This is a genomic window from Shewanella morhuae (assembly GCF_900156405.1).
Classification (GTDB): Bacteria; Pseudomonadota; Gammaproteobacteria; order Enterobacterales; family Shewanellaceae; genus Shewanella; species Shewanella morhuae.
In genome coordinates this window covers 1-15,079 of sequence record NZ_FTNN01000015.1, presented here as the reverse complement: position 1 = coordinate 15,079, position 15,079 = coordinate 1, and the positions used below count along the sequence as shown (strand labels likewise).

The following is a 15,079-nucleotide window of genomic DNA, read 5'->3' as shown; positions in this document are numbered from 1 at the left end:
GCTAACATTGCCATTGGTGCAATTCTTCCTTTACTCTCTAGTGCATCTTCACAACTTTATAACTCTCAAGCTAGGGAAAACAGACTACCAGTAGTTAGCTTGTTCAATGGAGGTACAACATGGCACCACAAGATAAGCAAACTCAAGTGACAATAAACCCGCGGATTGAACGTAATACATCTGCGATTCCGCAAGAAGCCTTTGACTGGTATGACGAATATGCCCACGGCATTATTGATCGCCGTGAGTTTATGGGGCGCCTTGCAGGGCTCGTCGCGTTAGGATTTACCATGACCACGCTTACGGGGGCATTATTGCCAAATTATGCCTTCGCCGAGCAAGTGTCCTTTAATGACCCCGCTATTCAAGCAAGTTATGTGAAGTTTCCCTCACCCAATGGCTATGGTGAAGGGCGCGGCTATTTAGTGATCCCCGATGAATTACTCATTGCTGCAAGCACCGATGGTGAAGCGAGAAGTTTAGATCCCAGTAAAAAAGCCGCAGTGGTATTAGTTATACATGAAAACAGAGGTTTAAATCCTTATATAGAAGATGTTGCTCGCCGTTTAGCGGCGCAAGGTTATATCGCCTTTGCTCCCGACGCACTGTATTCACTGGGTGGCTATCCCGGTAATGATGATGCGGGCCGCGCCATGCAAAGTAGTTTAGATAAAGCCAAAATAGAACAAGACTTTATTGCCGCGGCGCAGTTTTTAAAAGCTCATCCGCAGAGCAATGGCAAATTGGGGGCGGTCGGCTTTTGTTTTGGCGGTTATATCGTCAATATGTTAGCCGCCACCATTGCTGATGATCTTAATGCGGGCGTACCATTTTATGGAACCCCAGCGGCTATACCTTTACGCAGTCAGGTAAAGGGCCTATTAATGTTGCAGTTTGCTGAGCTTGACCAACGTGTTAATGACACTTGGGCAGAATACGAAACTCAGTTAAAAGCCAATAAAGCCGATTATATTGCGTACCTGTACCCGAATGTACAGCACGGGTTCCATAACGATTCCACTGGCCGATATGATAAAGCCACTGCAGAACTTGCTTGGTCGCGTAGTTTAGCTTTTTTCGAAACAAAACTGCGTGGCGAGTAATATGCCGTCTTATTTATTGAGTTAACTGCACTTAAAGAATGCACTTAAAGAATGATGGGTTGCGTGAGTGCACAACCGTACCTGGGGGATAACCCATCATTTTTAGTCGGGTTGCGAGTTAATAAAATTGATGACGTACTTACATATAACTTAGTCTTATCGCGGGTTAATTTTCAAACTATTAACCCAAAATCATTATGTTGTGGACATGTTGCTTTTTGCACACTATCTTATAAATATGCTTATGATGAAGTAGATGAATTTCAATATCTTGTATACCAAGAGCTGCAATTGAATATCGAGTTTTTCTTGCTTTGCTATAACCGTTTGCCGCGAGACATAGGTAAGGAGTGTTATATTTTATAGGGATAGATAATATGTTTTTTACGAGCAAAAAGAAAAATGACAATATTAAACAATTAGATGCTGAACACCTTCGATATTTGATGTCTATCGAAGATGAGTTGAATGCCGTCAAAGTGAATACGGCCTATATTAGCTTTAGTGCTGATGGCACCATTTTAGATGCGAATGAGCTTTTTCTTGCCGCTATGGGTTATCAGTTATCTGATATTGTAGGTAAGCATCATCGAATTTTTTGCGATAATCACTACACCTCATCGTTCGAATATCAACAGTTTTGGCAAGATCTTGCTGCGGGTAAATCCCAGCGCGGGACTTTCTTACGTTTTAAAAAAAATAAGCAACCTATTTACCTTGAGGCAAGTTATTTTCCGATTGTTGATAGCACTGGCAAGGTCACTAAAGTGCTTAAAGTGGCTAACGACATCACTACAATACACAACGCACTCAAGAATCAAAATGCTGTGCTAGAAGCGCTTAATAAATCATTGGCGACAATTGAATTTACCCCATCGGGAATTGTACTCTCAGCCAATCAAAACTTTCTCGATACCATGGGATACCGACAAGACGATATTATCGGTAAGCATCATAAATTATTTTGTGAAGAGAGTTATTATCGCGCTAACCCTAATTTTTGGAACTTATTATCCCAAGGTCAGCATTTTTCTGGGCGCTTTAAGCGGATCAACGGACATGGGGAAGTTATCTGGTTAGAGGCAACATACAACCCTATTTTTGATGAAAATGGGGTTGTTTATAAAGTGATTAAATTTGCCTCTGATATCACAGCAAGAGTTACTGCTGCGCTTAATGCCGTGGAGCAAGCGGCTGTGACCTCAGAACAAACCAGTCAAGTTACCAGTAATGCAGTACAAGTTCTAAATGATGCGGTACAAACTTCTTGCGACATTGCCGCTCGGGTTAAATCTGCTTCTCAAACGGGTGAGCAGCTTAAAGCACAGTCAAAAAGTATTACTGAGATTGTCGTTACCATTCGCTCTATTGCTGACCAAACTAATCTACTGGCATTAAATGCGGCTATTGAAGCCGCGCGCGCAGGTGATGCCGGAAGAGGCTTTTCAGTCGTGGCCGATGAAGTGCGTAAACTGGCCAATAATACCGCTGAAGCCACCGCTGAAATCGCCCGAGTGGTTGAAACTAATCATTCACTCATTAATCAGATGGGCGAAATGCTGGGCTCAGTCTCGGGTATCGCACTGCATGGTCAAGAAAGTATTAGTGAAGTATCAAGGGGCTTAGGTGAAATAACTCAAGGCGTCGCGCGGTTTGTTGAAATGGTCGATACCATGAAATCGTAAATGCCATCTTTAGTAAAATCTCCATTTATAAAAAAGCCAACCTTGAGGTTGGCTTTTTTTGAGGATTTTAATATTAGAATATTCAGGTGATTAGCATTATTTTAGTATGACTTCTTTTAAATTATGTATGGTTTTCACATCAAGATTACCCGGCTGCGTACTCCAAGTGAGTCGCAGATAATTTGCTAAGTCTCTAATTTGCTCGTCGTGTAACTCATCAGCATAACCTGGCATAGCATAAAAGCTGGTGGTGCTATTGTAATGCTGGCTATTAATTCCCTTAAGCATTACAGCAACGACATTGTGCACACTGGCTTTATCTAATGTGGCATTGCCAGCCATTGCGGGGGCAACATTAGGTTTACCTTCGCCATTTTGGCCATGGCAACCAGCGCAATAACCTTTATAGAGCGTATAGCCTGGTAACTCTGGCTTGTGGCCATTAAAAGTGAGAGCTTGTGGTTCAATAACCTCATCAGTATCGAGTAGATAACTACTGACTGCCTGCATATCGTCATCGGTTAAATAACTAAAGCTATGGTATACCACAGGATACATGCCACCAAAAACCGTGCCTTTACGGGAGTAACCTTTAGTAAATAGCGACTTTAGATCCCCATGTGTCCAGTTTTGTCGGTTAAGTTCACTAGGAGTAATGTTTGATGCTTCAAGCCCTTCGATAATTGCACCTTGAAAGTGCTTATCCTGCTCCATGGCAAATAACGAGTCGCGCGGCGTATGGCACTCACCACAATGGCCGAGAGCATTAACTAAGTAATTACCGCGATTCCAATGCTCACTCTTGTCTTTGCTCGGAGTAAATATCTTGGCATCGTGGGCGACTAAGTTCCATGCCTTAAGGCCAAAACGTAAATTAAATGGAAAAGACACATCATTGTCTCGGTTTGCCTGTTTGATGGGTTTGGTACTCATCAAATAGGCATAAATTGCTTTGGTATCTTCATCAGTTAACAGACTGTAGGAGGTGTAGGGCATCGCTGGGTAGAGATTGCCGTTAATACCAACGCCATGGTGCATGGCATCAAAAAAGTCTTCGTAGTTGTATTTACCAATGCCGGTTTCTTTATCGGAGGTGATATTGGTTGAGTACACCGCCCCAAAAGGGGTTTCAAATGGCAGGCCACCGGCTAGTTCGCGGCCGCCTACAGCGGTATGGCAAGCCACGCAGTCGCCTATCTTCATTAGGTAAGCACCACGGGCAATATCGCCACTTTTACTGCTATTGCTATCATCGGCAGCGCTGCTGGAACAGGCGAGCAAACCTAGACCTAAAGTGAGTAGTAGGTTATGGCTCAGCAGATTTTGTATCCTTTTAAGGCGCGGGAAATGGCGCTGGTGGCTTGATATCATCACAGGGTTAACCCCTTAGTGTTGAGGATCAGATCTTTAACGGCTGCATAGTATTTTACGTAGCCAGTACAACGGCATACATGTTCACTTAATGCATCTTCAATGACTTTTTCAACTTGATCTTTAGCAATAGGTTTGCGCTTTAGCCGCTCAAGTAGCGCGGTCGATTCGTTAACAAACCCTGGGGTGCACCAGCCGCATTGAAAGGAGAAATGTTCTAAAAATGCCTCTTGCACAGGGCTTAGCGCGGTAATTTCGCCAAGGGAGTTTTGTTTGGCATGCCCTTCAATGGTGCGAATGCGTTTACCATTAAAACGCTCGACACCATTGATACAAGTACGAACTACTTCGCTAATGCCTTGCTCGTCATCGACTAACACAGTGCAGGCGTGGCATACGCCTGCACCGCAACCAAATTTAGTACCAGTGAGGTTGACGTACTCGTGTAAGAACTCAATCATCATTACGCCATCAGCGACATCAATCGGGCCTACGGCTTGGTTGTTAATGGTCAGTTTAATAGACTGGCTCATGCCATGGCCTCCTTAATTTTTTTTGCGGTCATTGGTAATTCGTAAAAACGCACTTGAGTTGCTTGATACACGGCCTCAATCAAGGCTGCGACCACTGGGATCATCACCACTTCAGCAATACCACGGGTGGGATCTGTGTCAGATAGTTGCGGCAAGATAGTATGGCGTTGTTTCCACACCCCCACATGCCTTGCTAACGATACTTGATAGCGATTCAGATTCCATGTGCCATTACCCGCACCGTCTTCAAAGGGGGGTAAACCTTCATGCAGTGCATGCCCAATTCCCATGGCGAGCCCGCCTTGAATTTGTCCTTCGACCAGTTCTTTAACGATCACTTTACCCGCCTCTAACCAAGTATGAGCACTCAGTAATGTGACCTCACCATTTCCTTCATTAATCGCCACTTCTACCAAAGTGGCGCAGGGGGCGTAGTAAGTCACCATCGCGTTGTTTAGCTCGGCCTTTGGATAGCTAATCGCTTGACGATCGATTAAATGATAGCCGTTAGATGTCATGCTGGCTTGGCGGTCTTTGGGATTGAAAGTGGTTGCAAAAGTCGGACTCGCTTCACCGTATTGCAACGCGAGTGCATCCAGCGCTAAACGCTCTTTAGTGCCAAGAATGTCAAAATCGGCTTCGGCCCACGCCCAGCGATTAAAGGCATGGCCCATCACGCCAACGACTAATCCCATGTCGTGGGCACGTTTGGCAATGATATCTATCGACAGGGGGGGAAAGCCCAATGCGGTTAATTTACCGTCAACCCAGCGACCATCGCGGGAATTATGCAAATTAGTCGAACCCATTGGAGTGTTAAAATACAATTCGTTCCAAATTGATACCGCCGCAGGCCATAAACCGTGACGATAGATAAGTTCAGCGGCGATACGGGTTACATGGCTTTGATAATAGGCCGACATTGATGCTGACGATGCCATCGCTTTAACAGGCGTCCAGCGAGGGTTAGCCGCCATTTCATCTTGGCGTTGCTGTGAAATAATATAAGGGTTATCCGTTTGTACTAATTGCATTGCTTTCCAAATATCGACCTCGGCGAGCCTAACCTCATCGGCAAAGTTACCTAGAGCATCGCTGACCAATACTGCTTGGGAGGTTTGCGTGCCCGTGCCCATTTCAATAAAACCAATATCTAGGGCTATTTTACCTTCTTTGGATAAACGAATTACCGCGCTCGGCGCCGCAGCACCTGTACCATAATCTTTAGTGGCAATAGCAAACCCAACCCCGTAACGCATTCCTGGGTGTTTGGTTTCATAGTCTTTTTTACTGGCTACGCGGTTTTGCCATACGCTATCTTGCTCTGCCATGTCGAGCATTTCGCGATAGCGCAAAGTGCCATTTGGAATTGCGCCTTGAGTATTACGCTGGCCTGACTCCATCACGTTAGCGGCGCGCAGTTTAAAGGGATCAACTTTTAATTCGTCGGCAATTTCGTGGATCATGCATTCCATCGCAGTCATCGATTGCAGCGTGCCGTAACCACGTACCGAACCCGCATCAGGGTTACGTGACGCATAAGCGGTGGCAGTAATATCGTTACGCGGAGTGTAGTAAATGCTTTGCATCGCCGTTGCCCCAACGGAGGCGACCGAAGGGGTAAAGTTGACACGTCCACCGCCATCTATTGTCATCTGTGACGTTAATGCTTGAATTTTTAAGGTCGATTTATCAACCGCTAAACGACTTTTCATGATAAACGGATGACGTTTAAGACCAGATTGAAATTGCTCAAATCTGTCATTGGCGAGCCGAATAGGCCCCTTGGCATACATAGCAGTGAGCACGCCATAATAAGGAAATATTGAGTGATCTTTAGCACCAAAACCGCCGCCGATATAAGGTGAGTGCACAACTAAGTGTTTGACCTTGCCCGCCAGTGGCCCAGATGACAGCATATGTACGGCCATTTCTTGAAAATCCTGTGGCGATTGCGAGGTAACCACTGTATGAAATGTTTGGCTAGCTGCGTCAAACCAGCCATTAAAGGCCTCGGGTTCCATCATCATCGGCTCGATGATTTGAGTGCGATATTCTCGTTCTAGCACTTGCCATTGTTGATTGGCTTTGGCATCAGTGATTTGCTTATCTATCTCACCAGCATAAAAAATCCCACGTTCTGACACTGAGCCTTGGGCATTAGGATTACTCAACCACTCTGGTTTACGGTCTTTCACACTGGGGAAAAATAACCCGTCGTGCAATGGGCTATAAATATCTTCTCTTGCACCATTTTCGCCTTCAACGCGTATCAACCGCCAAGTGGCATAAGGGTCTTTTGACTCAGATACAAATGCGGTTTTTTCACCAAACTGCAATAAATTGGCGTCAAATTGTAATAAAGATTTTGCTTGTTTAAACGCTGGGAAATTATCAAACAATAATATGGCAACGGCTTGGCCGAGATAGTCTGCGGTTTTTCCTTCGGACAACAGCATGTTGTCACCGTAAAACTCTGGCAAGGTAATGTTATCTCGGACAAGATCCGCCGCCGTAATCACCTTATAGGGTTTAGCTGAAGCGGGCAGATGGTCGAGGGAAAAGCCTTGGTAAATATGGGCTGCATCAGTGGTGCGTAGAATGAATGCATAACCTTGCTGTTTAGGCCAACCTTGCATATCCATGGCGCGGTAGTCACGGCCATACACTTTTTGTCCGGTGACTTTGGCTATGCCGTCGTTACGAAATTTAGGTTTGAATTGGCCATTGACCTGTGTTTGCCATTGAGCGGCGAGTTCTGGCGATACCATCGCCGCATTGGCGCGACTCATTTCCCATAATAAAGGGGCCGAATATACGGCAACCCCGCCAATAACACATTGTTTGATAAAATTTCGGCGCGATGTAGTAGAGGGTTCCATATATCAACCTTAGTTGTGCTTCTGTGTATTTTAGTTATTTGTTGGCTTATCTCGTCAGGTATGATCTTTATTGATTGAAATGATGTCGCTTTGACAGGTATTGAGTAAAAAACATCATTATTCACGTTAGCATCTCAGGATGAAAATGCAAACTTAGGGCGATAATAGCGTTATTTTTACTCCGCCAGCAGAAAGGCCGTCATGCGGGTGTTAATTAGCCTGATATTATTAATTAGCTGCGTTATATAGAATATAATCAGATGGTTAGCTTTTGCTATATTGAGTAAACGTTATTTGCCGATGAATCAAAATAAGCAGCATAGCCATCCTTGGCTAGTTTGATTTAAAACTAAGGAATTGAAAAATAATTGTTTAAAATTAATTTGTTAACTTAAAATAGTGAGCTTTAAAACTTAATCATCCAATTGGCTAAACACAGTTAAACGGTGTTCACTTAACGCTAAACAGTGAGCTGGTTGGTAAATTGCCCCACAGCATTCACTACTTTTTGTGCCCCATCTTGGATGTCTGTCATCACATTGCCTGACTCAGTAGAGAGCTCTAATCCAAGCTGAGCTTGTTTTTTGCCAGCTTCAATCATATTGACAGCGCTTTCAGTGAGTTTCTTGTTTTTAGAAACCACATCAACGATTTCTTCGGTAGCCTTACTCGTGCGCGAGGCCAGCTGCCGGACTTCATCGGCAACAACCGCAAAGCCGCGACCTTGCTCACCCGCGCGAGCGGCTTCAATGGCGGCATTTAATGCCAGTAAATTGGTTTGATCCGCAATGCCACTAATACTTTGTACCAAAGTGCCAATCATCTGCGATTGCTTATCTAAATCTTCAATACCTTGGGCGGCGGCGCCCATTTGAAGCGCTAATTTATTCATGACCTCAACCATTTCTTGTAGCACTTTACTGCCTTTTTGCGCCATAGAATCTGTGTGTTGAGAGGTGTCATAGGCGATATCAGCAGCCTCCGCAATAGCCTGCTCACGGTTCACTTGGTCGGTAATGTCGGTGGCAAATTTCACAACTTTATAGAGTTGTTTGTAGCCATCAAAAATCGGGTTGTAGGAGGCTTCTAACCAGACTACACGACCATAACTGTCGACACGTTTAAAGCGACTCGCCACAAAGTTGCCTTTGCGCAATTGTTCCCAAAAGTGCTGGTATTCTATTGAGTTATATTCTTCTGGCTCACAAAATATCTTATGGTGTTTACCGACAATTTGGTTTTTACTGTACCCCATAGCACGCAGAAAGTTATCGTTAGCGGTTAGTACAGTACCATCTAGATTAAATTCTATCACCGCGGTAGAGCGCAGTAATGCTTGGGTTAAATTTTCGTGCTCTTGGGCTTCTTCAATCGTATGGCTGAGATCATTAGCATAAATCGAAAAGTGTTTTACCCTACCATTGCTACATTTTACCGGCTGTAAAATCGCTCCCAGCCATGCTTCTTCACCGTTGCCCTTGGTTATTTGTATTGCGCCAGCCCAGTGCTCACATTGCCTTAATGCATCAGCCATACGTTTAAAGTGGACGGTATTTTTAGCCCGCTCAGGCACTAAATCAGTTAAATGCTTGCCCACAGGTGATGTGTTTTTATACTGCATCTCATTGATAAAATTGCTATTAATGGCAGATATCTTGCCATTTTCATCAAGGGTGATTGCGATCATTTCACTATCTAGGCTTTCCCTAACCTGCTGCATTGACAATAGCTCTTCTTTTAAGAGTTCATTCTCTTCTTTTAAGCGTTTACTAAATAAAATCATATAGATATCCAGACAGAGGGAAAGGTGTCGATGTAACACATAACAAAGTATAAGTTAATTTAAGAACAAGTCTTACGAGCTAACACACAAAATAGTTCATAAGTTGTAGTAAATAAATGCAGTTAACTGACAAATTGCCCCATTCGCACTTTGTTATCTTTACATTTAATTATGGGTATAAGGTATTTAATATCAATTGCTTGAGTGTATTGTTGATGCTGTTTTTGCGTTATGACTAGATAAGAAGCAGATATTATCGTTTAGGCTACCTCTTTGGGAATAGGTAAAAATAAACCCCACAGCAAGTTTACGTTGATGTGGGGTTTATTTTGAGTAAAGGCACTCGTGTATGATTTGATAGCTGAGATTAAATTGTGTAAGTCAGAGATACTGCAAGTTAGCTGCCGGCTGTTAAACACTGGCCGCTAAATACCGGCAGTTAAACACAGTGGCTCAACCTATAACGAGAGAATAATACTGGCAATAGCAGCACTCATTAGGTTGGCCAATACGCCAGCGGCAATGGCGCGAAATCCATTACGGGCGATAAACTCGCGGCGCTCTGGCACCATACTACCTAGCCCACCAATCAAAATTGCCATAGTCGAAATATTTGCAAAACCACACAGGGCAAAGGTGACAACGGCCTGTGAATGGACGCTGAGTTGGTCTTCTACTTTCATTAACTGAATAAAGGCCACAAACTCATTAACGACAATTTTTTGGCCGATGAGAGATCCAGCAGTAATCGCTTCATGCCAAGGAATACCTAACAGCCACGCCATTGGCGCAAACAAATAACCGAGTAAAAATTCGAAGCTTAAGCTATAACCAAACCATTCACCCACAGCACCTAAAATACCATTAAGTAGGGCAATAACGCTGACAAAAGCCAGCAGAGTAGCACCAATCCCTACGGCAATCCGCATACCCGACATTGCGCCATCGGCTAAGGCTTCAACCACATTGGTCGCGCGTGGCAGTTCAACTGAAGTGATTTCATCAATATTATTTTTATCATGCTCGCTCGGCGGCATTAAGATTTTTGCCATCAACAGACCCGCAGGAGCTGACATAAAGGCGGCGGCAATCAAATAGTTAAGGTCGACACCTAAAGCGGCATATCCCACTAAGGTACCACCCGCCACAGAGGCTAGGCCGCAGCTCATTACCGCGAAAAACTGCGAATCGCTCATGTGCTTTAAATAAGGTTTTATCACTAGCGGCGCTTCAATCATGCCAACGAAGATGTTCGCCGTAGCAGACAAAGACTCGGCGCGACCGGTACCCAGAAAACGCTGCAGTCCACCACCAATAATGTTGATCACCTTAGGCATTAAGCCAATATGGTATAGGGCTGAAATCAATGCCGAGAAGAAAATGATAATACCTAACACATTGATAGCAAATACAAAGCCGACTTTACCCGTGGCAAGATCGCCAAACAAGAAGCCAATCCCTTCGTTGCCGTAGGCTATTACGCTCGATACACCAGCGGTAACCGATTGCAATACGGACTTACCCGCAGGCACGTAGAGCACCAACAGGGCAAACAGAATTTGTAAACCTAGGGCTAAAATCACTGTACGGTAAGGAATGTTTTTGCGGTTCACTGACAGTAACCATGCAAAAAACAGTATGCTAATCATGCCTAATATCGCGGTCATAATGGGTTTGTTCTTTTTAGTGAAGGAAGAAGTCGCGCATTGTAGGCTGAGTAATAGTAAGGGCAAGTCGGGGGCGTTACTGGGCTGTTACGATAAAGAAGCTTGAAAATGCAGCAGTTTAAGTTGCTGTTTATGAAGGATAATAAAAACTAATCTGCTTACTGTTGCCAACAGGAAATAATATTTGTGTCTGTGGCAATAATCGATATCACGCCACAGACGACTTAGTGTCAATACCGTTGCCAATGTCTGCTTGAAATACAGCTTAGGTGACCGCCTTACCTAGCCAAGGCTTGAGCCTTTTATCCCAATAGGGTGGGTGACCAATATGCGACTTTAAGCAGTCAATGATCAGTTTGTACTTAGTCGGTAGATGGCGCCGCCTTGGGTAAACCACATAAACGGGCATTTGCTGTAGTGGTTTCCAATCGGGCAAGAGTTGAATCAGTTTACCGCTTTGAAACTCATCACTGAGTAAATAAGTAGCCACATAACCTATGCCGCGCCCAGCAATCACCGCATTACGCACCGCTTCAGCTAAATCAACACGGTAATTCCCCGCCACCTGCACGGTTTGCTCAAGGTCATCTTTAGCAAAGCTCCAGCGATCATAATTACGGCTTTTACTTTGATAGATAACACAATTATGTTGAGCCAACTCCTGTGGATAGTGCGGCACGCCGTGCTTGAGTAAATAATCGGGGGAGGCAACCACCACAAAGTTGGTTTCAGCGAGGTGCTGGGCGATATAACTTTCGTGTAGCTGCTCATGATTGGTGATCCACAAATCCAGACCTTCCTCTAGCATGTCAGCCTTATGGTCGAACAGGCTCAGCTCAAAGCGTAACTCAGGGTATTTTTGCTGCAACACTTCTAACGCAGGAATAATGTGTAACGTGCCAAAGGATTGCGAGCAACCTAGACGAATAGTACCGCTAATATCATCACGGGCATCGAGCATCATAGCATCGGCATTTTGTGTTGCCTCAAACACTTGCTCACAGTAATGGGCAAACTGCTGGCCCGCGTCGGTTAACACTAAGGTACGAGTGGTACGCTGTACTAGCAGTAAATTCAGCTCAGCTTCTAATGCACCAATTTGTTTGCTGACATAGGAAGTCGAGGTTTTTAACTTAGCCGCCGCTTGGGTAAAACTGCCACTGGTCACCAGAGTGTGAAATATCACCATCTGGCTAGCTCTATGTTGTATCACGCGGGCCCCTCTAAAATTGAAAACGTTATTTTAAGCTAGCCTAGCCCTAACCGACAGCCGTTTATACCAATGTGGCGCTATTTCAATGTTTAAATACCTTATATGGCATTGGTACAGCAGCACAGCGGCGCAGTTTATGTTGTTTTAGTCGGTATAAGTAAGTATTTAACGGCGTTATTTGATGGCGTGAATAGAACAGCTGTACTGAGCTAAATTTAGGTACTTTGTAAGCTAGGTAACATTCATGGCTTGATTGCTTACTTAATATAATATTTAAGCCAGCAGGCTAAATATTCGGCATTAGACCTTAGTGTGACAGCCACTATATTTTGATGAATTAATTGGTTAACTAGCTAATTTATATTATTAAAATACTAGACATGAATTAATCAGAACGCTATCTTAGGTTTTCAACAAGGATGAACTTTTTACCTATCGATAACACCTGTCGATAATCAGTAATATAAGTCACTTGCATCAGGACGATGTGTCTTTTCTCTTTCTTAGATACCCCACTCCTCCTGCAAATTAGTGAATATGCTTTGGCACTTATGCTTGTTGCCATAGTGCTTATTGGCATTTTGCTCAATGTTCAGCAGTGGACGTTTTGAGTTGGTGCAAGCTTGTTTTGATTGATGGCTTGGCTGACGGATGTTGGCGAAGTGCGGTAGCAATGGGGAAGCTTTGTCGGTTCACAATTTGCCGTTTCACAAAGTTGTGAACTGGTAATTTTGCGGCCTAGCGGCCGAGGTGAATCAAGGTCGTGGGTCTTCAACCCACACCCGACCAAGAGGGGATCAACAGCAATTCCCTCTTGGATCTCCCTTGCCGCCCCCCAACGGAGTTGAAAGCCCCTTGTGCTCATTGGCAAATTTGCTATCGCTTCCGAAGGATGCGTCCCTGCACCTGCGAAAGCTAGCTCGCCATCCATGGCGAGACTCACGCAATTTGCCTATTCGCCCTGCGGCAACTCCGAGGGGAAATGTATTCTGCGGCTACTGTGTTCGCTTAGTGTTTGGTGTGATTAAAGTTTTGATACTGGGCTTCATAGGTGCAGTCAGCAACATCTTAATGTTGCTCGGATTTTAACGGCATAAATTGCATTTTTATCGGTAATGACTTTGGAAGTTAGGGATGAAATCAGTTTTACAAATTACGTTGGGTATCTTGTTAGCGGGTTTGGTCACTTTATTAGTGCGAATTGGCTATTTGAGTTATGTCGAATACCGCCTGACACAAGGGATAAATGAGTGCGTCTGAGGTACATTTATCCGATGTAGTCGATTTGAATAACTTTATAAACATAAATATTTTTATTAAAATGGGATATAGGATTTAAATTTATATGGAATATAAAAAGATTTTTGTGAGCTATAGTTGGGATGACGATATTCACCAGCGTTGGGCTAAAAAACTTGCAGATAGACTAGAAGAAATATTTGAGATTTCAGTTAGTTTTGATCAGTATGATTTAGACTCTTTCTCCGATAAAAACCATTTTATGGAAAAAGCTGTTCATGAAACTGATCTTGTTTTAGCTGTAATTACATCAAATTATAACAAAAAAGCAAATGAAAGAGTCGGTGGTGTAGCAGGGCAACCGCATGAGTGTTCATTAATTAGCCACGCCACTAAATCCAGCATTTAATACCGCTTCTAAGTATGCTGTTTTCATCCAGGCTCGTTTTTGTTTAGCTGGTATGCTTCCTTTTGAAGGTTCGCTTCTAAGCATATTCAATGCGACTTGGCGTAACATAGCCCAATTCTCAGCACCATGGTCTTGATAAATTTGGCAAACATCTTCCCGCATACAAACATCTAACACCCAATGCAGGCTATTTTCTACAGCCCAATGATCACGCACTGCTTCAGCGAGTTGTTGCTCTGTCAGTTCAGCCGAGCTGATATGGTAACGATACATGAGTTCTGGCGCTTTTCCTTTTTGCTGACGAAAGCTCATACTCATACCAAGTGTTTGTAATTGAGGCCATTGTGAGAATTTTTCTGTAAACTGTTTGGCACTTAAGACATGGTAAACTCGCGCTTCGATACGACCATGTTGTTGCTCAAAGCTTAAGCCACCTAGCGGGGCTTTACGTGTCTCAGAAAATGCTGTTTCTACAGCTTTATGCAGATTGCCCTGATTACTTTTTAGCGTAAATAAGTAATCGCCACCTTGCTCGACAATGTGCTCTGCAATGTTAACTTGGCAGCCCATGGCATCAATCGAAACTAAAGCACCTTCAATATCCAGAAGCTTTATTAGCTCTGGGATTGCAGTGATTTCATTAGACTTTTCAGAGGTCTTGACTTGCCCAAGAACGAGTTTGTTTTTACATGCAAACGCATTCACCATATGAATTGTTGATTGTCGGTTTCCACGTTGATAGGAGCCTCTCAATGTCTTGCCGTCTATCGCGATAAGTTGACCTTGCGTTATTTCATGCACGGCTTGCATCCACTTTATGAAACACAGCCTAAATTGCTCGGGATCAATACGTGATATGGTCCTCGCGATGGTGTCATCGACAGGGACACCACCATTTAAATATCCATGCTGTTGAAACCAATCAAGATGACCGTCAGCGTAATCTCGGATCTCGCTCCAACCCTCGGCTCCAGCGATAACACCACACAAGGTAACAAATAAAATATCTTCGAGCGGATAAGTGATTTTAGCCGATTGACGGGTATCGGTGAGCTCGCTGAAAAAGGTTGTGAAGGTTTCAAGGTACATAATTTACTCTCCTAAAAGAGAGTATAAGATCACAGCTAAGCAAGGGCGTCAAACAGATTATGTGTCAACATTATCAGTTCAAAAAACGTTCACGATCTCACCCTG

General features: G+C 43.8%; 10 protein-coding genes and 2 pseudogenes. 4 read left to right on the top strand and 8 right to left on the bottom strand.

Features of this window, described 5'->3' with window-relative positions:
• The first annotated feature begins 119 nt into the window (after positions 1-119).
• A complete protein-coding gene (locus tag BW947_RS15380) occupies positions 120-1,103 on the top strand; it encodes a dienelactone hydrolase family protein (RefSeq protein WP_143562265.1) in 984 nt (327 codons plus the stop codon).
• 377 nt (positions 1,104-1,480) lie between these two features.
• Complete coding sequence (locus BW947_RS15375) at positions 1,481-2,788, top strand: methyl-accepting chemotaxis protein (protein ID WP_076501108.1); 1,308 nt, start codon at positions 1,481-1,483, stop codon at positions 2,786-2,788.
• A 96-nt stretch (positions 2,789-2,884) separates the two neighbouring features.
• On the opposite strand, the gene BW947_RS15370 is transcribed toward BW947_RS15375, so the two are convergent.
• The 7 genes and pseudogenes from BW947_RS15370 to BW947_RS15345 all read right to left on the bottom strand — a co-directional run bounded on the left by BW947_RS15370 (position 2,885) and on the right by BW947_RS15345 (position 12,237).
• On the bottom strand, positions 2,885-4,159 hold the full coding sequence (locus BW947_RS15370) for a cytochrome c (protein WP_076501106.1): 1,275 nt from the start codon (positions 4,157-4,159) through the stop codon (positions 2,885-2,887).
• On the bottom strand, positions 4,159-4,692 hold the full coding sequence (locus BW947_RS15365; RefSeq protein ID WP_076501104.1) for a (2Fe-2S)-binding protein: 534 nt from the start codon (positions 4,690-4,692) through the stop codon (positions 4,159-4,161). Before BW947_RS15365 ends, BW947_RS15370 begins: the two co-directional genes overlap by 1 nt.
• Entirely contained in the window at positions 4,689-7,574 is a 2,886-nt protein-coding gene (locus BW947_RS15360; protein ID WP_076501102.1) for a xanthine dehydrogenase family protein molybdopterin-binding subunit, read from the bottom strand. Before BW947_RS15360 ends, BW947_RS15365 begins: the two co-directional genes overlap by 4 nt.
• Positions 7,575-8,034: 460 nt before the next feature.
• A pseudogene (locus BW947_RS19105) lies at positions 8,035-8,475 on the bottom strand (methyl-accepting chemotaxis protein); the annotation flags it as partial.
• A 99-nt stretch (positions 8,476-8,574) separates the two neighbouring features.
• Positions 8,575-9,261: pseudogene (locus tag BW947_RS19100) on the bottom strand (PAS domain-containing protein); the annotation flags it as partial.
• A gap of 554 nt (positions 9,262-9,815) precedes the next feature.
• Positions 9,816-11,024 carry a NupC/NupG family nucleoside CNT transporter gene (locus tag BW947_RS15350; protein ID WP_076501097.1) on the bottom strand — a complete coding sequence of 403 codons (1,209 nt, stop codon included), beginning with the start codon at positions 11,022-11,024 and terminating at the stop codon, positions 9,816-9,818.
• Between the two features lie 265 nt (positions 11,025-11,289).
• A complete protein-coding gene (locus BW947_RS15345; protein ID WP_076501095.1) occupies positions 11,290-12,237 on the bottom strand; it encodes a LysR family transcriptional regulator in 948 nt (315 codons plus the stop codon).
• 1,134 nt (positions 12,238-13,371) lie between these two features.
• Here BW947_RS15345 and BW947_RS18990 point away from each other — a divergent pair.
• Positions 13,372-13,497, top strand: coding sequence for a hypothetical protein (locus BW947_RS18990; protein WP_279626103.1), 126 nt, complete (start codon positions 13,372-13,374; stop codon positions 13,495-13,497).
• A gap of 85 nt (positions 13,498-13,582) precedes the next feature.
• Entirely contained in the window at positions 13,583-13,885 is a 303-nt protein-coding gene (locus BW947_RS15335) for a toll/interleukin-1 receptor domain-containing protein (RefSeq protein WP_076501091.1), read from the top strand.
• Here BW947_RS15335 and BW947_RS15330 read toward each other — a convergent pair.
• Entirely contained in the window at positions 13,853-14,974 is a 1,122-nt protein-coding gene (locus tag BW947_RS15330) for an ISAs1 family transposase (protein ID WP_076501089.1), read from the bottom strand. The genes BW947_RS15335 and BW947_RS15330 overlap by 33 nt on opposite strands.
• Between the last annotated feature and the right edge of the window lie 105 nt (positions 14,975-15,079).